22 protein-coding genes and 1 other annotated feature are annotated in these 24,475 nt (G+C 35.8%); of the genes, 3 read left to right on the top strand and 19 right to left on the bottom strand.

Annotated features, from left to right (window positions below; all coding sequences use genetic code 11):
• Nucleotides 1-144 precede the first annotated feature (144 nt).
• The 4 genes from argH to MKY02_RS10435 all read right to left on the bottom strand — a co-directional run bounded on the left by argH (nt 145) and on the right by MKY02_RS10435 (nt 4,743).
• Entirely contained in the window at nt 145-1,518 is a 1,374-nt protein-coding gene (argH, locus tag MKY02_RS10450; protein WP_340711151.1) for an argininosuccinate lyase, read from the bottom strand.
• Complete coding sequence (locus MKY02_RS10445) at nt 1,515-2,723, bottom strand: argininosuccinate synthase (RefSeq protein ID WP_038182061.1); 1,209 nt, start codon at nt 2,721-2,723, stop codon at nt 1,515-1,517. The genes argH and MKY02_RS10445 overlap by 4 nt, the downstream gene beginning before the upstream one ends.
• A gap of 336 nt (nt 2,724-3,059) precedes the next feature.
• Entirely contained in the window at nt 3,060-3,812 is a 753-nt protein-coding gene (locus tag MKY02_RS10440; RefSeq protein ID WP_076065004.1) for an SDR family NAD(P)-dependent oxidoreductase, read from the bottom strand.
• Nucleotides 3,799-4,743 carry an MBL fold metallo-hydrolase gene (locus MKY02_RS10435; protein WP_038182067.1) on the bottom strand — a complete coding sequence of 315 codons (945 nt, stop codon included), beginning with the start codon at nt 4,741-4,743 and terminating at the stop codon, nt 3,799-3,801. Before MKY02_RS10435 ends, MKY02_RS10440 begins: the two co-directional genes overlap by 14 nt.
• A 119-nt stretch (nt 4,744-4,862) precedes the next feature.
• Nucleotides 4,863-5,078: a binding site (T-box leader), on the top strand.
• A gap of 50 nt (nt 5,079-5,128) precedes the next feature.
• Between MKY02_RS10435 and proC the strand changes: the two genes are divergently transcribed.
• Nucleotides 5,129-5,938, top strand: coding sequence for a pyrroline-5-carboxylate reductase (proC, locus tag MKY02_RS10430; RefSeq protein WP_038182070.1), 810 nt, complete (start codon nt 5,129-5,131; stop codon nt 5,936-5,938).
• Nucleotides 5,939-6,360: 422 nt separating this feature from the next.
• Here proC and MKY02_RS10425 read toward each other — a convergent pair whose 3' ends face one another.
• The gene (locus MKY02_RS10425; protein WP_340711150.1) at nt 6,361-6,756 is read right to left on the bottom strand and encodes a hypothetical protein; all 396 of its coding nucleotides are present in this window, start codon (nt 6,754-6,756) and stop codon (nt 6,361-6,363) included.
• Between the two features lie 109 nt (nt 6,757-6,865).
• Complete coding sequence (locus tag MKY02_RS10420) at nt 6,866-7,351, bottom strand: GNAT family N-acetyltransferase (protein WP_076065003.1); 486 nt, start codon at nt 7,349-7,351, stop codon at nt 6,866-6,868.
• A gap of 292 nt (nt 7,352-7,643) precedes the next feature.
• Between MKY02_RS10420 and namA the strand changes: the two genes are divergently transcribed.
• Nucleotides 7,644-8,663 (top strand): NADPH dehydrogenase NamA, encoded by a 1,020-nt coding sequence (gene namA / locus MKY02_RS10415; RefSeq protein WP_038182074.1) that lies wholly within the window; start codon nt 7,644-7,646, stop codon nt 8,661-8,663.
• A 138-nt stretch (nt 8,664-8,801) separates the two neighbouring features.
• On the opposite strand, the gene MKY02_RS10410 is transcribed toward namA, so the two are convergent.
• The 13 genes from MKY02_RS10410 to MKY02_RS10350 form a co-directional block, all read right to left on the bottom strand.
• A complete protein-coding gene (locus MKY02_RS10410) occupies nt 8,802-11,879 on the bottom strand; it encodes an AAA family ATPase (RefSeq protein WP_076065002.1) in 3,078 nt (1,025 codons plus the stop codon).
• The gene (locus MKY02_RS10405; RefSeq protein WP_076065001.1) at nt 11,876-13,045 is read right to left on the bottom strand and encodes an exonuclease SbcCD subunit D; all 1,170 of its coding nucleotides are present in this window, start codon (nt 13,043-13,045) and stop codon (nt 11,876-11,878) included. Before MKY02_RS10405 ends, MKY02_RS10410 begins: the two co-directional genes overlap by 4 nt.
• Before the next feature lie 491 nt (nt 13,046-13,536).
• Nucleotides 13,537-13,848, bottom strand: a complete 312-nt coding sequence (locus tag MKY02_RS10400; RefSeq protein WP_038182083.1) for a CHY zinc finger protein — start codon at nt 13,846-13,848, stop codon at nt 13,537-13,539.
• A 3-nt stretch (nt 13,849-13,851) separates the two neighbouring features.
• Nucleotides 13,852-14,658 (bottom strand): energy-coupling factor transporter transmembrane component T family protein, encoded by an 807-nt coding sequence (locus MKY02_RS10395; RefSeq protein ID WP_038182085.1) that lies wholly within the window; start codon nt 14,656-14,658, stop codon nt 13,852-13,854.
• On the bottom strand, nt 14,658-15,533 hold the full coding sequence (locus MKY02_RS10390) for an ATP-binding cassette domain-containing protein (protein ID WP_038182087.1): 876 nt from the start codon (nt 15,531-15,533) through the stop codon (nt 14,658-14,660). Before MKY02_RS10390 ends, MKY02_RS10395 begins: the two co-directional genes overlap by 1 nt.
• The gene (locus tag MKY02_RS10385; protein ID WP_038182090.1) at nt 15,518-16,330 is read right to left on the bottom strand and encodes an energy-coupling factor transporter ATPase; all 813 of its coding nucleotides are present in this window, start codon (nt 16,328-16,330) and stop codon (nt 15,518-15,520) included. The genes MKY02_RS10390 and MKY02_RS10385 overlap by 16 nt, the downstream gene beginning before the upstream one ends.
• 19 nt (nt 16,331-16,349) lie before the next feature.
• Nucleotides 16,350-17,162: an SDR family NAD(P)-dependent oxidoreductase gene (locus MKY02_RS10380; protein ID WP_076064999.1), complete on the bottom strand. Its 813-nt coding sequence runs from the start codon at nt 17,160-17,162 to the stop codon at nt 16,350-16,352.
• 4 nt (nt 17,163-17,166) lie between these two features.
• Nucleotides 17,167-17,565: a MaoC family dehydratase gene (locus tag MKY02_RS10375; protein ID WP_038182093.1), complete on the bottom strand. Its 399-nt coding sequence runs from the start codon at nt 17,563-17,565 to the stop codon at nt 17,167-17,169.
• Nucleotides 17,566-18,009, bottom strand: a complete 444-nt coding sequence (locus MKY02_RS10370; protein ID WP_051448635.1) for an FAS1-like dehydratase domain-containing protein — start codon at nt 18,007-18,009, stop codon at nt 17,566-17,568.
• Nucleotides 18,010-18,011: 2 nt separating this feature from the next.
• Nucleotides 18,012-19,169, bottom strand: a complete 1,158-nt coding sequence (locus tag MKY02_RS10365; RefSeq protein ID WP_340711147.1) for a thiolase family protein — start codon at nt 19,167-19,169, stop codon at nt 18,012-18,014.
• 4 nt (nt 19,170-19,173) lie between these two features.
• Entirely contained in the window at nt 19,174-20,649 is a 1,476-nt protein-coding gene (locus tag MKY02_RS10360) for an AMP-binding protein (protein WP_340711145.1), read from the bottom strand.
• 73 nt (nt 20,650-20,722) lie between these two features.
• Nucleotides 20,723-21,301, bottom strand: coding sequence for a biotin transporter BioY (locus tag MKY02_RS10355; protein ID WP_143691234.1), 579 nt, complete (start codon nt 21,299-21,301; stop codon nt 20,723-20,725).
• Nucleotides 21,302-21,551: 250 nt separating this feature from the next.
• Nucleotides 21,552-22,895 (bottom strand): sodium-dependent transporter, encoded by a 1,344-nt coding sequence (locus tag MKY02_RS10350; protein ID WP_076034826.1) that lies wholly within the window; start codon nt 22,893-22,895, stop codon nt 21,552-21,554.
• A 190-nt stretch (nt 22,896-23,085) separates the two neighbouring features.
• Between MKY02_RS10350 and MKY02_RS10345 the strand changes: the two genes are divergently transcribed.
• Nucleotides 23,086-24,282, top strand: coding sequence for a multidrug effflux MFS transporter (locus tag MKY02_RS10345; protein WP_076064997.1), 1,197 nt, complete (start codon nt 23,086-23,088; stop codon nt 24,280-24,282).
• Nucleotides 24,283-24,475: the final 193 nt, after the last annotated feature.

Below are 24,475 nucleotides of genomic sequence, written 5' to 3'. Positions count from 1 at the left end.
TACTAAAGTAGTAAATTGCAAGATTTTCACTAGCAAATACAAAAAACCAACTTCCCTCTGGAAGTTGGTTTTGCTGGAACATATATGTATGCCCATAACTTATGGAATTGGTTCCCCTCTGCGAACGTTCTTCCAATCTATTTTTTATATGCATTCTTTAGCTTTTGCAATCTGAATTTTCACTTGCTCAAAACCAGTACCACCTAAAGAGTGACGACGTTGCACTGCTGCTTCTGGTGCTAATACATCGTACACATCTGATTCAATTAATGAACTTGCTTCTTGCAAGTCTTCAATTGATAGGTCTAACAAGTAAATGCCACGTTGGATACAAAGGAATACAAGTTTCCCCGTAACCTCATGTGCTTCACGGAAAGGCATACCTTTTGTTGCTAAATAATCCGCAAGTTCTGTTGCATTAGAGAAATCTTGATGCACTGCTTTATGCAATGTTTCTTTTGCAACGGTCATTGAACGAACCATTCCTTCGAAGATTTTAAGCGAGCCGACAATTGTATGCAATGTATCGAACATACCTTCTTTATCTTCTTGCATGTCTTTGTTATAAGCTAATGGAATTCCTTTCAAGACAGTTAGTAAGCCCATTAGATTACCGTATACACGACCTGCTTTACCACGGATTAATTCCGCCATATCAGGATTTTTCTTTTGTGGCATTATACTTGAACCTGTAGAGAACGCATCATCTAACTCGATGAATTTGAACTCCTCACTTGACCACAGAATGATCTCTTCAGCAAAGCGTGATAAGTGCGCCATTAAAAGTGAACCGTTACTTAAGAACTCAACGATGAAATCACGATCACTTACAGCGTCCATACTATTTTGATAAACTGTAGAGAAACCAAGTAGCTCAGCACTCATTTCACGATCAATCCGGAAAGTCGTACCAGCAAGAGCACCTGCTCCAAGAGGCGAAATATCAGTACGTTTCAATGAATCTTGAAAACGTTGTTTATCACGTTCTAGCATCCAGAAATACGTCATCAAATGATGTGCAAATGAGATTGGCTGCGCACGCTGTAAATGCGTGTAACCAGGTGCAAGTGTATCAATGTTATCTTCCGCTTGCGTAACAATTGCTTTTTGGAAAACTTCTATTAAAGAAATAACCTCTTGCAAACGTTTTTTAAGGAACAAGTGCATATCTGTTGCGACTTGGTCATTTCGACTTCGGCCAGTATGTAATTTACCGCCAACTGGACCAACTAAATCGATTAGCATTTTCTCAAGATTTAAGTGAATATCTTCATTAGCAATTGAGAACTCAAGAGAGCCCTCAGTAGCTTTTTGTTGTAGTTGATGGAGACCATCTTTTATCGTGTTGACTTCATCTTGTGATAAAATGCCACAAGCACCAAGCATCGTAACGTGAGCAATACTGCCTTCTAGATCTTCAGTTACAAGCTGTTGGTCAAACCCGATGGATGCTCCGAATTCATCTACCCATTGTTCTGCAGAATTTTGGAATCGTCCGCCCCATAGTTTACCACTCATGCTTGCACCTTCTTTTCTCCTTTGTTTACCATAGAGTTCACTTTTGTTGGAAGACCCCATAGTTCGATGAAACCTACTGCAGAAGCATGATCGAATTCATCATCTTTTGTATATGTTGCTAATTTTTCGTCATATAGAGAGTTAGGAGATTTACGTCCTTCAACAATTGCATGGCCTTTGAATAGTTTCACACGAACTGTACCATTAACAAATTTTTGTGTTTCTTTTAAGAATGCTTCTAAAGCAGTTCTTAATGGAGAGAACCATAAACCTTCATAGATAAGTTCAGTTAATTTTTTCTCAATTACTGGTTTGTAATGAGCGATTTCTTTTACTAGTGTAATATCTTCTAATTCTTTATGAGCTAATAGTAAAGTGTGTGCACCTGGAATTTCGTAAACTTCACGTGATTTAATACCAACTAAACGGTTTTCAACGTGGTCGATACGGCCAACGCCATGTTTACCAGCTACTTCGTTTAATTTTAAGATTAAGTCAGCTAGTTTATAAGAAACACCGTCAATTGCTACTGGAACACCTTGTTCGAATTCGATTTCGATAATATCAGCAGTATCTGGAGCATTTTCAAGAGATACTGTTAACTCGTACGCTTCTTCTGGTGGTGTAGCCCAAGGATCTTCTAAGATACCACATTCGTTAGCACGGCCCCATAAGTTTTGGTCGATTGAGAATGGTGAATCTAAAGAGATAGGAAGTGGAATATTCTTTGATTTTGCGTATTCAATTTCCTCTTCACGGCTCCAAGCCCATTCACGAACTGGTGCAAGAACTTCTAAATCTGGGTTTAATGCTTTAATAGAAACTTCGAAACGAACTTGGTCATTTCCTTTACCAGTACAGCCATGTGCTACTGCAACTGCGCCTGTTTGTTCAGCAACTTCTACTAATTTCTTAGAAATAAGTGGACGAGATAGTGCTGATACTAAAGGATATTTTTGTTCGTACCAAGTGTGAGCTTGAAGAGAGATTAATGCGTACTCTTCAGCGAACTCGTCTTTAGCGTCGATCATGTAAGATTCAATCGCACCAACTTCTAATGCTTTCTTTTTCACGAAATCTAAATCTTTACCTTCACCTACGTCTAAGCAACAAGCTACTACTTCGTAACCTTGATCGATTAACCATTGAATCGCAACTGATGTATCTAAACCGCCTGAATATGCAAGAACTACTTTTTTAGCCATGTGACATTCCTCCGTGTCGTGTATGTTTATACGTTTATATTTAATATTTATGCAATTATCATATCACGGAATAAAAATGAACACAAGTGTATTTTCTTGCATTATTAAAAAATATTTAAAGTTTCTAAAAAGTCCCCACAAAACCTGTTTGAACACTTATTAAACCTTTGTATATATAATAAAAAGGGCTTTCCTAAGTAGAATACCCTACTAGAATAGCCCTTTTAATGATTAAATCTAATTATACAATCCATGCAGTTTTTTCTGCATAAACCATTATCTGAAAACTAATGTCACGATATACAATTTATACATCGATGTATATTCATAAGACTTTTACTTCTTATTAAAAAATCGCTTCCCTAATTTTTCAACAAGGGATGGTGCTACGGCATATAGTTTACTTGAAATCGCCATATATGACGGCAAATTCACTTCTCTAACATTACGGCCAATTGTTTTGACCGTCGCTTCAGCTACTTGCTCTGGTGTTAATAACACATTTTTCATTGCATCACGATATGTAGCAGTTTGATCAGCATGATCCAAAAACGGTGTGTCAATTGGACCTGGGTGAATCGTTGTCACCTGCACATTAAATGGGGCAAGCTCCATTCGAAGTGCATTTGTAAAGCCTATGATAGCATGTTTTGTCGCTGCATAGACTGAAGCCTTCGGTGTTGCTACCTTTCCTGCTTGTGAGCCAATGAAAATAAATTGACCATTTTTACGTTCTATCATTTGGTGTGATAACGCCTTTGTTAGAATGATAGGTGCTTGAATATTCACATGAAGCATTTGTTCTATTTCAGCATCCGATAAGTCTGTTGCATAAGCAAATGTTCCAACTCCAGCAGAGAAAATGGCAATATCAATTACGGGCAATTTTTCAAGTAAAGCATGATTACCCTCTATAGTAGATAAATCAGCTTGAATCGTTTGGATATTTGGAGCAGTAAAAGACTGCAAAGCTTCCTTCGAACGCCCTGTTGCAATGATTGTATGCCCTTCAGTCGCAAGAATGTTTACTATACACTTACCAACTCCACTTGTCGCTCCTGTTACGAGAATGGTTTTATGCTTGCTCATAAAGATAGACGCCCTTATCATTCATCTTCTCTTTAACTAGCCCTTCATCGATTAAATAGTCTAACTGACCAATTGTTTCAGACAAAGTTAAACCTAATTCTTTCTCATAAGCATATGGAAACAGTTCAACATTCAGTTCAAACGTATTTTTGGGGCTACCTTCTAACATTCCGTATACTTTCATCGCACGCTTATGCTGTTTTTCAAGTCTTTCCTTTACTAGTTCATGTACATTTCGAATCTCTTCCCCATGACCGCTATAAAGGACATCAATCGGTAAAGTTAATAACTTTTTCAATGAAGCATTTTGCTGTAATAGCGATTTCGCACGGTTTGCCTTAGGATTAAGTGGTGGCTCAATTAATGGATTTGACGATACATGTCCAATGAGTAAATCGCCGCCTATCATCGCTTTTTTCTCTTTATGCCAAAAAGCTAAATGACTTTGCGCATGACCTAATGTCTCCATTGCTATAAGTCCTGGATGCCCTGGCACTTCGTCTCCGTCATGTAAAATCGCGGTTAATGGGCGAGTCCCTACAAAATCAGTTGACCTTGTCATCTTCTTTACCCAATTAAAATACTCTTCTGGCACACCTTCTTCTTTTAAACGGTCCATATAAAAATCGAAATGTGAGGCGAGGAAAACTGGGTCTCTGCGTAACCAAGCATCGTTGTATACATGTCCTAACACTTTTGCGTTTGGAAATGCATCGACTAACCCCATATGATCTGGATGATGATGCGTTAAAATAACTTGTTCTATATCTTCAAAGCGATAGCCCGCTTCTTTTAAACCCAATTCTAATGCCTCATACGCTTCGGGCGTTTTCGTCCCCACATCAAAAATTGATAATGCGTCCCCTTTTAATAAATAGGAATTTACAGTCCCTACTGCAAATGGCGTTGGTGTAATAATCTTATGAAACATTTCAAAAACCCCCTACAAAAATGAATAGCTATTCACTTCATTGTACAAGATTAGCTAGAAATCGTCACCTAATAATGTTGACAAAAAATTGTTAAGACACTATACTTGCAATCACATACAAAAAAGCGTAGATGAAGAATAGTACAAATATTGATGGTGTAAAGAGAGTGTGACCACCGGCTGAAAGTCACATGACCCGCTCAATTTTTAGAACCTACTTCTGAGCTGCTATGAAAACATAGCCGTCCCTTAGCGATAATAAGGAGCGAGAGTTGTGCTAAAGTCATTTAGCAAAACAAGGTGGTACCGCGGAAACATGCGTTTTCGTCCTTTTATATAAGGATGGGAAGGCTTTTTTTATTGAAAAAAACAGGAGGCGACAATTATGCAAACAATTGTATTTGCTGGTGCAGGTTCAATGGCTGAAGCGATGATTCAAGGTTGGGTAAAAGAAGGTGTCGTATCACCCAAAAGCATTCATATTATGAATAAGTCCGATCGTCAAAAACTGAATCGTATCGCTGACGCATATGGCGTACAAATTGTTTCTGACAGTCTCGATGTTGTAAAAGTTGCAGATTGCATTATTTTAGCTATGAAACCGAAAGACGTTATAAAAGGAATGGAAGCTTTAGCTCCACTCCTTCAAGAACATACAGCTGTCTTATCCGTTGTTGCAGGTATTTCCATTGCAACGATTGAAAATAGTTTAGGAAAACGACCAATTGCTCGCGTTATGCCAAACACATCAGCTACAATCGGCATGTCAGCAAGCGGCGTATCATTTAATGAACAAATCGACGCAAGTTTAAAACAAGATTTTATGACAATGTTAGAAGCAATAGGCACAGTAATCGAAGTAGAGGAAGATAAACTACATGCAGTAACAGCTGTCTCAGGCAGTGGTCCAGCATATTTATACTATCTAGTCGAAGCATTCGAACAAGCTGGCGTTAAGTACGGCTTATCACGTGAAGTTGTACGCTCACTTGCCGTTCAAACAATTGCAGGTGCAGCTGAAATGTTGAAACAATCTACAGAAGAACCTACAGAACTACGTAGAAAAGTAACAAGTCCAGGAGGCACTACTGAAGCCGGCATTAAAGCATTAGAAGAAAACCACTTCAAAGACGCGATTATGGCATGCATTCATGACGCAGAAGCGAAATCACGCGAATTAGCACAAAGTGAATAAAGGCTCAAAAGAAGAAACCCTGAAAAGCATCGATTTATCATGCCTTTCAGGTTTTTTTTATCACTAATCCAATTATGTATATATTATGTTTGGAATGTCTTTAAGGCGATTTTATTTTAAAATGAGTCTCTTCATGTGAATAGAAAATCAATACACCAAGATTTATACCTCATTACATTAGTTATGTTGATTTTGCACATTGTGTAAAGTTCATTTTATTGAACAAAAAATAATTATAAGCAACTACTTACTACCATCTCATAATTACATCCCTTTAAAAGAAATCTATACTATCCTAAGACAATGTGCTAAATTTTTTCAGCGTTTAGTCTTAATATTGTTTTTTGTGTTCAACATGATAATAGTATAGATAATTCTTGCCCACATTAGGAATGTAGTTCCATTCCAATTTGCTCTACGAATTATTTATTAGAGTGAATACCTGTTGTTTCGAACCGCTTTTTGTTCAGACTTTTAGCAAAGTTAATTGCCACCAATTGAGGGATTAAATTCACTACACTAACAACTACTAAGAAACGAATTGAGCCAATGGGCTTAAAATATCCATCCCACGAGTCAATATTTATCATCTTACTATTAAAATAAAAAGAAATAATGACCGATCCAATATTCCCTATAAATACGGCTATTGTATTATTAGTCAAGCTACCAAAGAATGCAATAATCGTTGTTGCAATGATCATCAACAAATAGCCTATCATTGAACTATCATTAAAGTCTTGAGATATTGAAAAATAAGCATATGGAAAGCTAAATAAACAGATGATTAAACTATAAACTGCTATTTTTTTCATCATTAAAATCCTCCTAGATATTGCTTTTAAACTATCAAAAAACATAAAACACCCTTATAGTGTAATAATACACTATAAGGGTGTTTTATGTAAACAAGTATCGGAAGTAAGTTTAAAGTCTTTTACTCATGTTATACCAAACTTCACCACCATGCACTGAGTTAGAAACCCCATCTTTGTTATAGCCTTGCTTTTCATAATAGCCAATTAATACTTCTTTACACGTTAACGTAACCGTTTTACGCTTGCATACTGCTGCTGCTCTTTCAAGATGCACGAGGAGTGCTGAAGCAATTCCTTGTTTTTGATATTCTGGAGAAACTGCTAATCCTAATATGCTTTGATATCCACCAGTTGTTGGGTTTTGCTTTATTGCACTGAATAAGTCATCGGTTATTTCAGGTTGTTCAATAACAGGTCCATTGATCAAACCTACAACAGTACCATTCACTTCCGCTACATAAAAGCTATCGGATATTAATTGGATTCTCTTTTCAAATGCATCTTGTGTTGCTGCTTCTTCTTTTGTAAAACATAGATTTTCAATCGTCACAAGTTCAGGTAAATCCTCTAATTTCACATTGCGTATTTTCAACATATTTATATCCCCTCCAAAGTCACATAAATTTCATCTAATTAATTCATTCCATTTATATTAGCAACATAAACTTTCTTTTATTTATTATAAAGTTCAAAGTTTGAAAATAAAGAACTTTCAATAAAAAAGTTGTCTTTTAGTTCTTTGAAGTGGAATTTTATCATTTGCACCCTCTTACTTAGAAATTAATAATACATATGAAACATTCAGATGTACCTAAGTCTTTTTAATAAACCAATCCCTACTATTTTGCTATAATATAGGCAACAAGAGAATTGGAGTGATTTCATTCATGGCAAAATTATTTGAAAATTATAAAATAGGTAATTTAACGCTAAAAAATCGCATTGTAATGTCTCCTATGTGTATGTATGAATGTCATAATAAAGACGGCCTTGTACAAGACTTCCATAAAATTCACTATGCAACAAGAGCAGTTGGTCAAGTCGGATTAATCATTGTAGAAGCAACTGCTGTTCAACCAGAAGGTCGTATCTCACCTCAAGACCTTGGCATTTGGCGTGACGAGCATACTGCTGGTCTTACTGAACTGAATCGATTAATGCATGGTGCAGGTTCCAAAACAGGTATCCAATTAGCACATGCAGGACGTAAAGCTGCGCTTGAAAGCGATATTTATGCACCTTCTGCTGTTGCCTTTAGTGATAACTACAAAACACCGATTGAAATGACAACCGATGATATAAAAAATACAGTAGACGCATTCAAAAAAGCCGCTATCCGATCTAAAGAAGCTGGCTTTGATGTAATTGAACTGCATGGTGCCCATGGATATTTAATCAATGAATTTTTATCCCCACTGTCAAATAAACGTACAGATGAATACGGAGGCTCAGTAGAAAACCGCTACCGTTTTTTACGTGAAATAATTACTGCTGTAAAAGAAGTATTTGACGGTCCCCTATTTGTCCGCATTTCTGCGAAAGATTATGCAGAGGGTGGAATGGAACCTGTCGATTATATTACGATGACAAAATGGATGAAAGAGCAAGGTGTCGATTTAGTGGATGTTAGTTCTGGCGCGGTCGTGCATGCAAGAATTCCAATATTCCCAGGTTATCAAGTACCATTTGCTGAGACTATCAAGCATGAAACACCGATTCCAACAGGAGCAGTCGGTCTGATCACTTCCCCAGTACAAGCTGAGGAAATTCTGCAAAATAACAGAGCAGATCTAATCTTCATGGCAAGAGAATTACTGCGAAATCCATATTGGGCTTACCAAGCTGCCAAAGAATTGGGCGTAGATATTGAAGCTATAAACGATTCATATAAACGAGGTTGGAAATAAGCTCCTATTTGAAAACCAGCATAAATAAATAAATAAACCTACATGATGATTGAGTGTAAATATCCCAATCATCATGTAGGTTTTTTAATAAAGCTTTTACATTTTTTATCTATTCCTTAACTCTAAATAAATCATTTCTTACTTAACATGAAATGTAGTATGACTATGACCTTCTCGTGATTTTGAGACTTCTAAAATAGCAGGCATTGCTGCTTTTAGTTCAGCAACATGGGAGATAACGCCAATCATACGACCGGATTTCTGTAAATCAATGAGTGTATCGATTGCTTTTGTCAATGATTCCTCATCTAAAGTACCAAAACCTTCGTCTATAAACATCGTATCGATTCTAATATTTCCTTGGAAACTTTGAATCACGTCTGACATACCAAGTGCTAAACATAGTGAAGCATTGAACTTTTCTCCGCCGGATAACGTTTTGACATCACGAGTTTGACCCGTATATGCGTCATAGACATCTAAACCTAATCCGCTTTGTTTACCTCTTGCTTCTTGACGATCACTACGAATCAAATTGAATTGACCGTTCGATAGCGGTTTAAGACGCTCATTTGCGGCATGAATAATCTGCTCTAAATACTCGATTTGAACATAACGCTCAAATGAGATTTTCATATGATTTTGACCTCGTAGTAAATCATAAAGTCCAATAATTCGGCCACAAGATGCTTCAAGATCAGTTATGTTTTTGCTTATTTCCGATAAATCAATAATCAGTTGGTGTGCATTCTGACGATATTTTTTCGAGTTATTCCATTGTTCGAAGGCTATTTCATACGCTTGTTTCAACTGATTTACTGCCGCAGACAATATAGTAAGATCCATTAATTCTTTGCCTGCAACTTGTTCTTTTTCTTCATCAATTTGTGTCGATAATGCATGTATTGTGTTTTTATATTGCTGACATTCTTCTTTTAGTTTTTGACACTGTGGCTCGTCTCTTCTCGCTGCTAAGTAATCTTTTCCTTTTTCAAAACCAGCATTCTCAACAGCTTGTTTAAAGTCTTCTTGCGCTTGTTCAAGTAATTTACGTGATTCCGCTAAATCTGTTATTGCATGTTGTAAATTAGCTTGTGCTGTTGTATTTTGTTCATTTGCTAGTTGCATACGCTTTTGAGCAAGTGTCCAACTTTCCACTAATTGACTTCTTTGCTGTGTAGCTTCATTTGTTAATTGATATAAATGGTGTAGAGATGTTATATCTTGCGGAATAGATTTACGTTTTTCATCATAAATTGCCGTTGCATTATTCAGTGCCTGCAGTTGAGTTTGATAAGTCTTTTCCAGTTGTTGAAGTTGTAGCTGGAATTCGTCTACAGCTTGTTTTTGAGACTTCGTTTTCTCCTTTAGTTGGTTCCAAAGCTCTTTTTCTTTCTTCAATTGCTGAACATTAGCGAATAACTCTTGATATTGATTAGTTAATGTTGGTCCTTCTTCCACTGTTACGCTAAGTTCTTGAAGATTTTGCTCTAGTGCATTAAATGCTTGCATTTCAGCCTGCAGTTGTCCATTAGTCACAAAGTATTGTTGCTCTAAATTTGATGCATATTTGCGAATTTTTTCTAATTGTTGCTCATCAACAACTTCCACTGTTTCTTCATGCTTAGCTACATGTTCCGTGCTTCCACATACAGGACACGGCGCACCGTCTACTAACTGTGATGCAAGAATTCTCGCTTGGCTGGCAACCCATCTATCATGTTCAGCCTTTGCCTTTTGTTGAGCTTCTATATATACTTTTTCTTTTGTAATGACTTGCTCTTTTAAATCCTGTACTTTTTTTTGTTGTGTAGACCATTGGTGAAAAGCTGCTGCTCGGTCCTTTAATTGAGCCAATTGATCAACTTTGTCATCTAGAGGTTGTATCGTCTCCTCTAAAGTTGCTGATTGTTCTTCTATTGCTTGAAGTGCGAGCATTCGCTCTTCATGTTGTTGAACTTGTGCAGTAAATACTGCTTGCAATTGTTGAACCTCTTGCTGTAATTGGTTTTTTATCTGATTTTGCTTTTCTAAATCTTTAAATATAGGCTCTAAAGATTGTAAATGCATGACCCTTTTTAAACTGTCATTACGCTCAGTTTCTTTTTGTTGTTGAACTACAAATTGAGCAGTTACTTCTTCTAATTGAAGTTTTATTTTTTGTTCTGATTTTTCGGCTTCTTCAAATGTACCTTCCTTTTGTAAAACCTTTTGCTTCGCAGCACGGTAATATTGCTCTATCGGTATAATATGACTAGCCTTTTCAGCAGCAGCTAGTTCACGTTCTTTTTCTATGAAAAGTGGCTCTTTTTGTTTTAAATCGAGAAGTTTTTGTTCTTTCTCTTTGAATGCCTCAATTTTTCGATTTAATGTAATGGCTTCAAATTGTTGGCGTTGCTTGTCTTCAAATTGTTTGCCTACCGCTTTATAATTTGCTTCATCTTCTGTAATTTGCTGATCATAAAAGTCGACTTCAACTTTTAATGCATCTACTAGTTGATACATATTGAACTGGTTTATTTCTAGTATCTCGAAAAGAGCAGACTCTCTTTTGGGAAGCGTACTTGCAATTTTACTTGTGTGTAAGTTACGGACTGCTATAGCCTGCTGTAGTTGCTTGTCAGCTTCTTCCTTTTTCATTTTAAGTTGATCCGCAATATGTCGATAAGATTCAGTCTTGAAGATTTTACGTAAAATCGCTTCTTTATTTTCTGTTTCAGAAGTTAGTAATTTACGAAACTCCCCTTGAGGCAACATGACGATTTGTTTAAATTGATCCTTTGATAAACCGATAATGTCTTCAATTTTTTTATTAATTTCTCCAACTTTTTGTGATTCAACGACTGGTTTTTCTCCTGTAGGTAAGATTTCAACAAGTTCAAATGATTCACCAGTTGCAGTTTTATTGCCATTTTTACGATGCGCTAATTGTCGAAGTACACGATATTGACGATTATGGATTTCAAAAATGAGTTCAGCAGATGTGTGGGTATCATCGTCAGCAAAGTCACTGCGAATTTCTTTAATATCTGCGCGATCTTCACCACTAGCACTACCATACAATGCAAAACTAATACCATCGAAAATAGTTGTTTTCCCAGCTCCCGTAGCACCAGAAATAACAAATAAGCGATGGTCGCCTAATTCACGAAAATCGATTATTTCTGTCTTTTTATAAGGACCAAAAGCGGTCATTTTCAGTTGAATTGGCTTCATTTCACATCACTCCCTACTTCTCGTTCTTTCGCTAATCCTTCTTGTAACACTTCTTGGAATAGTTGTTTTGTTGCATCTTCAACTTCTGCTCCTACTATTTCCTTGTAAAACGCTTCAAAGAGCGTCAAATCATCCATCTTTTGACGAGATATCGTTAGTTGCTCTGTGCCGTTTATATTTTGATGAATCATTTTCCGTTCCACATGCATAGCATTCGGAAAGACTGTACGAATTTTCTCCATTGGTGAGATAATTGGCGTATCATCAAGTAATTTAACGTAAATATAATCTTCACTTACTTCTGATTTAAGTAAGTTATCAATCGTATCCTCAACAGTTCGCATATCTCTGCGAGGTTGCAATAATTTCTTCTCGATTGTTACTTGTCCATCTTCTGCTACATCTACGATTAAATAGCCCTTTTTATGATTCTCTTCAGAAATCGAATATTTTAAAGGTGAGCCTGCATAACGAATTGTTTCATTTAATACGAAATGCGCTTGGTGTAAATGCCCAAGAGCTGTGTAATGAAATGGTTCAAAGAGCGCTGCATCTATACATTCTGTACCACCGATAGCTAACGGTCGCTCAGATTCACTTGTATTCTCCTCTTCTTGACCATGTGAAGTTACAAAAGCATGTCCAACAAAAACATGTCTCTTCTCTGGATCCATTTTCTTTTTCAATTCATCCGTTATACGTTTCATCGCAGATTGATGTGTTTTAATGGAATCATCATCAAACACGTATCGAACTTGCGAAGGATCGGCATACGGTATTAGGTGAAAATGTACCTCTCCAAACTCATCAGTTAGAACGACTGGTGATAGCTTGTCATCAAGATTCCCTACTATATGTAAACCGCTTTCCTTCATTAACTGACTACCAAAATGTAAACGACCTGGACTGTCATGATTTCCTGCAATGCTAATGAGTGGAATATGTCTTTTTAACACAATCTCTGCGAAAATATCATCTAATAATCGAACAGCTTCTGTCGGAGGTACAGCTCTGTCGTATAAATCACCGGCAACAATGATGACATCTGGCTTCTCTTGGTCAATATCAGCCAAAAATTGTTGTAAAATATAAGCTTGATCCTCAGTCATATATACCCCTTGTACAAGCTTCCCTAAATGCCAATCAGCTGTATGAAATATTTTCATGAAAATTCCTCCTTTTATATCATATTATCTATTTTAACATTCAATTGATGTGGTTGTGATTGAAAAATAGCACACAGAAATTACTGTAAATTCATTTTATCACAAACACGCTTAAAAGAACGAATGTTCCTGTTTTTTTAACGAATTAAATAACTTTCAATTAGTAGATTTTCTGAGAGATTATATACATTTGGATGATTCTGAATTTCAAAGCTTTTAAGGAGGGAAAAACTTGATTGATGTTAAATAACTTACAATTGACCAGCAAGTATAAAATCAAATATACCTTATAGTTTTATTTTTATTGGGGAGCCGTTTTCTGAGGATAATTTTTTTCATTTGACTATGCTTATGAACAGTATTCTAAGTTACATACACCACTTAAATTGGATTAGGTACTACAAAAACAAAAAGAGCGCTCTCTTATGCCGGATTTCGACTAAAGGACGCTCCTTTTGTTTTTTAACTCAAATACTCTTTCAATACTACTTCTAAACATCAAAATATAAATGATAATGAGCTTCACACCGCTCGTTAAATCTAGAACCACATTGTAAACAATGAGTTGTCCCAACATACTCTGTAATCGTATGTTCTTTGTTACAAATACCACAAAGCACGGCTAACTCATCTGATTCATTCTTTGACCAAACTTCTGGTTCATGAAGTTCACATGCAGCATGACATTCAAAACAAGGATAGTATTTATTACAGCATTTAAATTTCAATGCGACTATATCCTTCTCCGTATGATAATGCAAACAACGCGTTTTATCATCAACAACTAATCCAAACACTTTCATTTTCTAACCTCCGACCATTCTTAGCAAGAAAAAAATACCAACTAATAGAAGACTTGCACCAATCACTAGATAATCTCGGTTCTCAAAATGTAAAACCTTAAAACGTGTTCGTCCACTTCCATCTCCATATGCTCTAGCGTCGATAGCATTTGCCAAATTTTCCGCTCTTTGAATTGAAGTAAACAAAAGAGGGACAATAATTGGTATATAACTAAATACCTTTTTCACAAATGATTTATCTTCGAAATTAACACCTCTCGCTTTTTGCGCATCTATTATTTTGTCCAACTCCATTACTATTGTAGGTATAAAACGTAATGTTATAGCAAGCATTAATGAAAATTGCTCTACTGGAAAATGCAATCGTTTCAATGGTTTGCAAAGTATTTCAAACCCATGAGCTAAGTCCAGTGGCTTTGTTGTTAAGGTTAACAAAGAAGTAATTAATACGAGTAATAAAATTCGTAACACTATGCGAACCCCATCAATAATGCTCTCTTTATATATAGACAAAACACCGTACTGAAATAGTAAATTCTCACCTTTAGTGAACAAAATATGATAGATAACCGTAAATGCTAGAATAAATAAAATTGGCTTTAAACCCTTCAGAAAAAAGCGCAATGGAATTTGTGAACAAGTAATACAGACAACTACTAAAAAACTAGCTAGTAAATATCCTGCTATATTATCTATTAATAAGAATGCAATAACGATAAAAAATAAGCTTATTAATTTCGAGCGTGGATCTAGACGATGGAAAATAGAAGATGCATCAATAAACTGTCCAATCAATACATTTTCAATCACTAAATTTCAGCCCCTTGTTTCTTAAAATAAGCTATTACTTCCTTTAGAACAACTTCTTCCTGTAAAGACGCTACTTCAATATAATCACCAAAACGTTGCTCAATTAGTTGTAGTAGTTTCACGGTATCTGGAATATCTAATCCGAATTCCTTTAATTCATAATCATGGTTTTGAAAAAGTGAAAGTGGCCTTTCTTGGAAAGCTATTTCCCCATTATTCATCACGAGTACTTCATCTGAATACTCAGCAACTTCATTCATCTCGTGTGTCACAAAAATTACTGTACGGTGTCCGCCACCAGCTTTATACCAATCATGTATCAATTGTAAAATCAGTTTACTTCCAAGTGGATCTAGTCCAGCAGTGGGTTCATCTAAAATAAGAACCTTAGGATTCATCATAAGTACAGTTGCTATAGCCACACGTCGTTTTTCTCCCCCACTTAATTGTAAAGGGGCCTTTAGAAAGTACTCTTCGGATAGGCCTACTAGTTTTATCATTTCTTCCGCTCTCTTATTGACTTCTTTCATTTCTATACCTTGATTTTTGGGACCAAATACTAAGTCTTTTATAACAGTTGTTTCAAATAATTGATGTTCAGGATATTGAAATACCAATCCGATATCGTTAATAATTTGAGCTTTGCCTTTTTTAGAAAGCTCATTTACTCTTCCATTGATCAATAAATGACCAGTAGTTGGAGCTATTAAGCCTTTTAATAACTTCATTAATGTAGATTTCCCCGAACCAGTATGACCTATAACGGATATCCACTTACCAGTTTCTATTGATATGTTAATATTTCGCAAGCTTTCGTGACTATTAATTGAAGAGTTTCGATAAATAAAAGAGGCTCTTTCTAATTTGATGTCCATAAATAATCAACAACCCCTTCCAAAGTCATTATCTGTTCAGGTACTTTAATACCCGTTGAACGTAAGCATTGTTTTAATTTCAGAGCAAGAGGCATTTCCAGTTCATTACTTTCAATAACACTGCTATTATGAAAAATAGCTGAGGGGGTTCCATCCGCCACAATAAGACCGTCTTTTAAAACAAGTACCCTTGTTGCCACTAGTACTTCTTCCATGTGATGAGTAATGTGAATGATAGTAATTCCTTCTGTATGTAGTTGTTGCATAAGAGTAATAATATTCTGCCTGCCTTCTGGATCAAGCATAGCTGTTGATTCATCAAATACGATATATTTTGGCTTCATTGCTAATATTGCAGCTATAGCCACACGTTGTTTTTGACCACCAGAAAGTTTATGTGGTTCTACTCCTTTATACGAAAGCATATCAACCTTCTTTAATGCATCTTCAGCAATTAATTTCATATTGTCTGGATCTACCCCAATATTCTCTAAACCAAAAATAACTTCATCAAAAACTGTCGTTGTTATAAATTGATCATCTGGATTCTGAAAAATCAAACCAACAAGTCGTCTAATCTCTCTTAAACTTTTTGGCTTTTGTGTCATTAACCCATCTACCAAAACTTGACCGAGATGAGGTTGGATAAGCCCATTCACCAATTTTGATAGAGTCGATTTTCCAGAGCCATTTGGACCTACAATCGTTAGAAATTCACCCTCATTAATTTGTAGTGATATATTTTTCAATACTAAATGCTGTCCATATGCAAATGACACATTATCAAAACTAAGCAAATCATGCACCTTCTTTTTATCAATCTCTATTAACTATTTTTTTTAATTCCTCTATTGAAAGTTCTGTATGTGAGGGCTTTTCCCAAATACCGATTTTTGAACCATTGACCGAAAAAACTTTACCAGTTACAGTACTGCTATTACTAGCTAATAAAGTGGCTAAATTGGCTACATCTTCAGGTGAACCAACTTTCCAATAATCCGGAAACTCTTTATTTTCTTCCTTGCACTTTGTTTGAATACGTTCTATGACCGGTTTTGTCATATCTGTTAAAGCGGCTGGTGCTATTGCATTAACTCGAATGCCATAACGTTTTAATTCTTCTGCTAATGTAAATGTCATTCCTAAAATACCCGCTTTTGCTGCACTATAATTTACTTGACCAACTGTTCCCATCAAACCTGCAGTTGATGTCAAATTAATAATACATCCCCCTTCACCCCGACTTTTCAAATGTTGAACTGCTGCCCTTGTACACGCAAAAGTTCCTGTCAAATGGACGTCTAGCACTTCATTCCAAGATTGGTCTGACATTTTCACAAGTAATTGATCTCTCGTTATACCTGCATTATTAATGAGAATATCTAGTTTCCCAAAATTCTCTAAAGTTTTATTTACAATTCGTTCAGCGCCATTTATTGATGCAACACTCTCACAAATACCAACTGCTTGTCCGCCTCTTGTTTTAATATCATCTACTACGGCTTTAACATTATTTCCATTAGTACCATTCACGGCAATTAAAGCACCTTCCTTAGCCATTTGAATTGCCATACTTCTACCTATTCCTCTTGTAGAACCCGTTATTAAAACTACTTTTTCTTGTAGCATTCCCTCACCCTCCAACATTTGTAAATTGGATGACACCTATAATTGCTACTTTTCCATTTTCTTTAGCTACCTCTATTTTAATTGTAATAATATCTAGGTCTTCTTCTATTACTACATATGAAATAGTTAATAATTCACCAACCAATACAGGGTGAAGAAATTTCGTTTCATAAGAGACGACAAAGCTAGTTGGAAAAACATAAGACAATCTACTTTCTGCTATTCCCATTACAAGCATGCCATGTACAATTTCCCTTTCAAACCCTGCTTCTACTGCACTTTGAAAATCTAAATGAATCGCATTAAAATCATTAGAAGTTTCAGCATAATTCTTTACATCATTTACTGAAATAATAACGCTCTCATTTTCACAAACATAATCACCTCTTGTGAATGAAACCAATTAATCCACCTCATTTCCTTGAAATTCTCGTATAATCAAAGTTGTTTCTGATGTGAAAGATAACTCATCATTTTGATAACCTTCAAGTACATGCTTCAATATCCAAAGTAATCCTGTAGAACCTTGCTTTTTCTTCACTTCTTTTAAATAGATTTTGCATATATATGTATCACCTGCAACAATTGGTTTTATATAGTTAAACTTTTGTTCTCCATGTATTAACGGCACATCCAATTGATCAAGCCAATCTAATTTCGCTATTTGCCAAAATAATATAGGATATGTTGGAGGAGCTAGAAGATTAGGAAATCCAGCATTTTTTGCTTTATGCACATCGAAATGTAATGGGTTTTTGTTTTGTATACTTCTTGCAAAGTTTTGAATATCTTGATGCTTCACAGTTACATAAAAAAAGTCTGAAGTCATTCCAGCTTTAAAAGACATGGCTAGTTCACCCCTTCAAATAATGTTGCGAGTCCTTGTCCTCCACCAATCCCCAAAGTAGCAATTGCTTTATTAATAGTTTTTTTCTGCATTTGAGCGAACAAACGTGTAACTAATATGGCTCCCGATGCACCATAAGGATGACCTAAAGCAATAGCTCCTCCTCCCGCATTTACTTTTGTTGTTGATATGTTCAAACATTTTAATGTGGCCAGTACTTGAGATGCAAAAGCTTCATTAAATTCAATTTGTTCAATTGAATTAATATGTAATTGATTTCTGACTAATAATTTCTCAACAGCGGGAACTGGACCTATCCCTAAATAATTTGGATCTACCCCAGCTGCAACTGCGTCAACGAACTTCATAACAGGTTGCAAACCAAGTTCCTTACATTTATCTCCTGAAATCAGTAATACAACAGCTGCACCATCGTTTACTGGACATGCATTGCCTGCAGTTACAACACCACCTTCTTTGAATATCGGTTTAAGTGTTGCAAGCTTTTCAATATTTGTTGTTCTCCTTGGGCATTCATCCTCAAATACAGTAACGATTTCATTTCTGGATTTATATGTTATCGGTACAATTTCTGTCGAAAAATCTGTTGCAAGCGCCTTTTGATGGCTATCAAATGCATATCTATCCATTTCTTCACGTGAAATGTTGTATTGCTCAGCTACATTTTCAGCTGCAATACCCATATCAGGATCTCCGATAGTATCTGGTGAAAATTTCGAACGCATATATATTTCTGGAGCACTATTACTATACAGAGATGAAGGTTTCTTCATACGCCAAGGCGCTCTACTTACACTCTCAACTCCGCCAGCTAAGTACATATGACCCGCACCACTTTGAATGAGACGAGCTGCGATATTAATTGCCTCTAATCCAGACCCACATTGACGATCCACTGTCACTCCAGGAACTTCAATAGGTAGATTTGCTGTTAGTAAGGCCAGACGCGCAATATTACCACCTGGTCCAATTGTATTCCCTATAATGACATCATCAATTTCGTTGACCGGTAAATTGTATTCATTCACAATATTTTCAATTACTTGTGCTAACAAATCCTCCGGTTCAATGTCCTTTAAGACACCGCCAAGTTTGCCGATTGGACTTCGTTTAGCTAGTACGATAAATGCTTCTGCCATATTATCAAGCCTCCACTATCTGTTTTTGCATCTTATCTCTAGCAATTTTCCCACTACCTGTATATTGGAAATCCTTTACTGACTTTATAATTTGCGGTATTTTATAAGTTGCTAAACGCTTCCTACAATACTCTTTAATTTGAGAATGTGACAACTCTTTGCTCGATTTCCATTGAATGATAGCAACGATTTTTTCACCCCAATACGTATCAGGTTGACCATATACCAAAACTTCAGATACTTCATCTAATGAACGTAATACATCCTCAACTTCCTCTGGAAATACATTTAGACCACCAGTTATCATCATATTTTTTGCTCTACCTACAATGTATAAATAACCTTCCTTATCCTTTAAAGCATAATCTCCAAGTGCTAACCAACTTCCTTGCAATACTTTATCTGTTTCTATTTCATTTTTAAAATAGCAATCAAACACCATATCACTTGAAACAAATAATTGACCTATCTCACCAGTTTCTACTTCCGTTCCATCATCATGACGAATCGAAATCTTCACTTTTGGAAAAGGTTTACCTACTGATTTTGGTTTAATAATTTGTTCAGTAGCTGGTAAATACGCAATATAACTTGCTTCAGAAGATCCGTAAAACTCGAAAACATCACTATTTCTAAATAATTCTAGTACTTCTAATTTAGACTCCTCAGTCCATTTTGCTCCAGAGGAAATAATAGATTTAGGCTCAAAAAAGTTGACTGTATGTTTTCTTAAATAAGAAAGTATGCCTTCTATCATCGTTGGAACTACATAAAGCACTATATTTTCAACTTTTTGCATTTCTTGCACTACCTTTACCGGAGAGAATTTATCAATTAAATGGAAGGTAGCCCCAATGAATAGCGTATTAATAGCGGCGAAAAGTGACATAGAATGTACGAGAGGTCCTGGTGCAATAACATGGTCTTGTTGTTTCATTAAAAATGCATCTTTTGTTGCATAACAACTTTCAATCCACGAATGGTGAGAACGAACGAAACCTTTTGGATCGCCTGTTGTACCAGATGTAAAACCTATGAATAGTGTCGTTGGTTGTTCCAATATATTAGGAATTCTTGTACTATACTGCTGTCTCCACTCAATATAATTTCCTCCTACAACAATGACAGGATAATGTACGTTCATTACCTTTCCCTTAAATTCGTCATCAATAAAAAGTACTGTTGGTTCACAAATACTTAATACATAACTAATCTCCTTATCACTCCATTTTGGATCCATGGGAATAGGTATATAGCCTGCTGAAATCGCGCCTAGGAAAACTTCAAGAAATTCCACTTTATTGTGTATGAAAATTGCTACTTTATTATTTTTTTCAGTGCTTTTACTTAATAGACCATTCCCAACTTGATGGATACAATTGATAAAGTCTTTATATGTAATGGCAACCTCGTTATATTGAATAGCTATTTTATCAGGAGTTGTTTGTGCATAATCTCTTATTTGATCGACAATATTCATAGAATTACCTCACTCTATAAACTAAATAATTTGAAAAATAAGAGGAGAAGTGCTTATCTCCTCTTACACGTTTTTAATTGAAATGCTGCATATTTTGTGATATTACAAGTGTTTTTTTCTTTATAGGACTCACAGCTTTTAACTGAACTGCAATGATTGCTGCAACTACTGCTTTAATCGAATCTCCAGGTAAAAATGCTATCGCCCCTGTAATACTTGCCCAAATAGACGTGTCAGTCATAATAGCCATTACCGGTGCTCCAATGATATTAATTAGTAGAACACCTCCAACGAAGTTTACTATTATTAACTTCCACACTTTCATATTGTCCCAAAATTTTTCTGTTAAATATCCGATAGCGAAAGCTGCGATTGGCCAACTAATTAAATAACCAACTGATGGTCCCATAAAAACTGAAAGACCTCCACGTCCACCTGATAAGAGTGGAGTACCTAACGCAACTAATGCTAGAAAAACTAAGACACTTAATGTGCCTACTTTACGTCCTAAAAAGCTTCCTGCAAGCATAATGCCTAAAGTTTGTGCTGTAATCGGTACAGGTATAAATGATAATGGTATCGGTGGAATAAGTCCTAGAACTGCAATTACTGCAGCAAATAGAGCGGCCATCACCATATCTTTTGTATTCAATCATTTCATCTCCGTTATAGTAGATTTATGTACAATTCTCACATCGTCGACAATGTGAATAATTTCAAAGCGCTTTGAAGAGTCGTGAACGACATCAAGAGAATTCAATTTGATGATGATTATCGTACACAATTATGATAATAAAACTTTTATATCTTTTTGTAAACCTATTTTTTAATTTAGGTTAACACAAAGTTTTTTATAAAAAAACCTAAGCCGAATTTCCTTAGCTTAGGTTTTGTTAATATGCTTAATATTGAGTTATAGAATAGACAAATACGATCGTAATAATGATTGGCACTACCCAAGTCATTAAGAATTTCCACGTATTAAAATACATGGACGATAACTTACCACCTTGCATAAACTCATCTTTCACAAATGATTTCTTTACTTTATGCATGATGAAAATAGCAATTAGTAAGTTCCCTAATGGAAGCATAATATTACTGACTAAATAATCTGTCGCATCGAAAATACTCTTTTCAAAAATTGTAAAATCACTTAAACTGCTAGACGATAATGCTGCTGGAATAGAGGCAATAAATACGACTACACCTAAAGCAAATGCAATATTTCTTCTAGCATTCGGCCACTTCTCTACTAAAGCTGCTACGATAATTTCATATAAACTAAATGACGAAGTAAGTGTGGCGAATAAGAACAGTAATAAGAAAATCGCTAAGAATAGTTCACCAAATGGCATTTGACTAAATACTGAAGGCAACACCATAAACAATAAACCAGGTCCTTCTGCTGGTTCAAAACCAAATGCAAAAACGACTGGGAAGATCGCTAGCCCCGCGAGTAAAGATACAAAAATATTCATTAATACGACAGACCCTGCTGAATTAGGTAAACTCTCATCTTTTTTCAAATATGAACTATACGTTACCATACACGAAAAACCAACAGCTAATGCGAAAAACGACTGTCCAAGCGCATATAACACGGCTTTACCTGTAATCTTAGAAAAATCCGGCGCTAAGAAGAATTTTACCCCTTCCATTGCTCCTTCAAGTGATAATGCTCGAATAACAAGTATGAAGAAGAATACAAATAATAAAGGCATCATATATTTATTTGCTTTTTCAATACCATTTTGTACACCTAGGGAAATGATAAGCACATTGATCAGTGTGAAAAGTGCTAGTCCAACTAATGTGATCCAAGGTGTCCCTGTTATCATGCTAAACAATTGATCTGGCGCTGTTCCACTTTGAATAACATTTCCGATAACAGCCTTACCACTATATATTAATATCCAGCCCCCTACTACACTGTAAAAGGATAGTAATAAGAAGCATCCTGCTACTCCAAGTCGACCAATCCATACCCATACACTTTTTGGTGCTAGTTTTTTATATGCTGAGATCGCTTCTGCACCCGATCCGCGACCAATGATGAATTCTGAAATTAGCATCGGTAAACCAATAAGTAACGTAAAGATAACAAATAATAAAAAGAAGGCTCCCCCTCCACTTTGTCCTGTTACATATGGCATCTTCCAAATGGCTCCTAGCCCAATTGCCGCTCCAGCCGACGATAATATAAAACCAATTTTCGTTGACCACTGTCCTCTTTTTGAATCCAAAGATAATCCTCCTATACTCTGCTCAGCTCAACAATTCTAACAATTGAAGAGACATAAATAATCACTCCCTATTCTATCATGAAAATACTTAATTTATAAGAAAGTTTATTCTTTATTAAAACATGTTAGACACTATTCATATTTCTCATGTAGACTAGTATTTGCGTAGTATTTTAGAAGGAGATGTAATATGGAAAAAACAACATTAAATGGGCGCACGATTTCTAAAACGTGGATCGTTCTCATTTTAGGTTCTTTAACAGCTTTTGGTCCACTCTCAATGGACATGTATTTACCCTCTTTACCAACAGTAGCAACTGATTTAGGTACAACGACTTCATATGCACAATTAAGCTTAACTGCTTGCTTATTAGGTCTTGCTTTTGGTCAACTGATTTTCGGACCTTTAAGTGATATAAAGGGGCGTAGAAAACCTTTACTATTTACATTAATTATTTATTCAGTTGCTTCATTACTTTGTGCTTTTAGCAGTAGTATTTGGATGTTAATCGGTCTCCGTTTTGTTCAAGGTTTCTCAGGTGCTGCAGGCATAGTTATTGCTAGAGCTTCTGCAAGAGATATGTATGATGGAAAGGATTTAACGAAATTCGTAGCTTTACTTGCTTTAGTTAATGGTGCTGCACCAATTCTTGCCCCTATTTTTGGTGGCATGGTATTGAAATTCGCTCCATGGCCAATCGTCTTTATCGTATTAGCTGTCATCGGGATTTTAATGCTTATCAGCGTTATTTTTATCTTACCGGAAACATTGCCAGTAGAACGAAGAGCGACAGGTGGCGTTTTTGCGACAGTCAAAACTTTCGGTGCATTAGTGAAAGATCGCTCGTTTATAGGCTTAGCATTAACTCAAGCATTCATTATGACAGCCATGTTCGCTTACATAGCAGGATCTCCATTTGTTCTGCAAAAAATTTATGGACTTTCACCGCAAGCTTTTTCACTGTTTTTTGGACTTAATGGTATTGGTATTATCATTGCTTCTCAAATGACCGGTAAATTGTCTGAAAAAGTAGAAGAAATTAAATTACTTTTATCTGGAATTTTAATCGCTTTTGCAGGCAGTCTACTATTAGTAGCTGTCATTGCATTTAAATTGCCTCTTGTTTTCATACTTATAGCTTTATTTATCATCGTATCGACAGTAGGTATTGTTTCAACAACCGCCTTCTCACTGAGTATGCAAAAGCAAGGAAATAATGCCGGCAGTGCCTCAGCACTACTTGGCTTATTACCATTTATCGGTGGTGCTGTTGTTTCTCCGTTAGTAGGAATAGCAGGCGAAATGAATGCTTGGCCAATGGGTATTATCATATTATCTAGCACACTATTTGCTATCATTGCCTTTTCATCAATACCGAAAAAGTAATCATAAACCGTCCTATTTGATTAACTCCAAATAGAGCGGTTTTTTATATAGTTATCTAACAATATATATTCCATTACAACAATAATTCCGCTATAATTTGTACATTTCTTTACAAATTATTAGTATTTTCTTTCAATTTCAGACTCTTTGACTACAACAGACATCATCTGTACTATAATAGGAGAAAGCACTG

This window comes from Viridibacillus sp. FSL R5-0888, assembly GCF_038009105.1.
GTDB lineage: Bacteria > Bacillota > Bacilli > Bacillales_A > Planococcaceae > Viridibacillus > Viridibacillus arenosi.
This window is presented reverse-complemented; position numbering and strand designations above follow the sequence as displayed.